The organism is Streptomyces sp. NPDC005423, assembly GCF_040606415.1.
GTDB lineage: Bacteria > Actinomycetota > Actinomycetes > Streptomycetales > Streptomycetaceae > Streptomyces.
In genome coordinates this window covers 1-1589 of record NZ_JBEXET010000110.1, presented here as the reverse complement: position 1 = coordinate 1589, position 1589 = coordinate 1, and the positions used below count along the sequence as shown (strand labels likewise).

Genomic DNA, 1589 nt, shown 5'->3' with positions numbered 1-1589 from the left:
CACGGCGGGATCACGGCCGTGGCCAGGCTGGCGGAGGTTTCGGAGTCGACTGTCGCACGAGGGCGCGAGGAACTCGCGGGCGGAGCAGAGGCGTTGGGGCGGGTGCGCAGACCGGGCGGCGGGCGCAAGTGCGCTGCCGAACGCGACCCTGGTCTGGTGGCGGCTCTCGAGTTGTTGATCGAGCCGCGTACAGTGGGTGATCCGGTGTCCCCGCTGCGCTGGACCACTGCCTCACTGCGGGACTTGTCCCGGGAGCTGACCGATGCCGGGCATCCGGTCAGCGCCCCGGTGGTCGGCAGCCTCTTGCGTGCCATGGGCTTCAGTCTGCAGGGCATGTCCAAGACCCGGGCCGGCAGCCAGGTGCCCGACCGGGACGCCCAGTTCCGGCACATCAACACCGCCGCCGAACGCTTCCTGGCGCGGGGCCTGCCCGTGGTGAGCGTGGACACGAAGGCGAAGGAGCCGATCGGTGACTTCGCCCGGCCCGGCCGTACCTACCGGCCCAAAGGCAAGCCGATCACTGCCCCGGACCACGACTTCATCGACCCAGATACCCCGTTCGCCATCCCATATGGCATCTACGATCTGGGACGCGACAGCGGCTGGGTCAACGTGGGAACCGACCGGAACACCGCCGCCTTCGCGGTGGAGTCCCTGCGCCGTTGGTGGAAGATCCAAGGGCACCTCGACTACCCCGGTGTGGACCGCTTGCTGGTCACCGCAGACTCCGGAGGAGCCAACTCGGCCGACTCCCGTCTGTTCAAGATGGGCCTGGCCGATTTCGCCGACGAGTGTGGACTGAGCATCACCATCATGCATTTCCCGCCAGGTACTTCAAAATGGAACAAAGTGGAACACCGGCTGTTCTCCCGAATCACCCACAGCCTGCGTGGGCAGCCTCTGACCAGCTACGAAGTGCTGCTGGAGACCATCTCTGCCACCCGCACCAGCGCCGGACTGACGGTCCATGCCGCACTGGACGAGAACGCGTACCCCACCGGACACGTGCTCACCCGGGCCGAGCGCAAGAACGTCGACCGGCGGGTCAAACGCGACGAGTTCCACGGCGAGTGGAACTACACCATCGCCCCGCAGGACCCCGACCAGCAGGTTCCGGAAGACCCACTCGACGAGTCGGGACCTCCGGTCCCGGCCGAGGCCACCTTCCTCCTCACCCACCCCGCACTCACCGGCATGCCCCGTGAACAGTTCGAACAACTCGTGCTCCAGCTCGAACCCTGCCAACAGATTCTCACCGAAGCCGAACGACAGCGTGAAGGCAGGGACGGTCGCGGTCGCAACCCCGGCTTCGGCGTTCTCGATCACCGCCACCGCGTCCTGGCCGCCGTGCTCCGCAGCCGCAACACCGTCACCTTGACCCTCGCGGCCGAGCTGATGGGACGCACGCGCAACGTGCTGAGCTACCACGCCGGGAAGTCCAAGCCAATGCTGGCCTTCGCCGGGCCCGAACTCGCCAGAGTCCTCGTCTTCCGCCGGACCCACCCTCCCCGCACACTCGAAGCCCTGAAGCGCCTAACCGAGCACCACGACAGCGAGATCAACTCCGGCAGTAGTTAAATTACGGGTCC

1 protein-coding gene is annotated in these 1589 nt (G+C 66.9%); it reads left to right on the top strand.

Features of this window, described 5'->3' with window-relative positions; genetic code table 11:
• On the top strand, positions 1-1578 hold a 1578-nt coding region (locus ABZT12_RS39305; RefSeq protein ID WP_356394668.1), incomplete at its 5' end, for an ISAzo13 family transposase.
• Positions 1579-1589 lie beyond the last annotated feature (11 nt).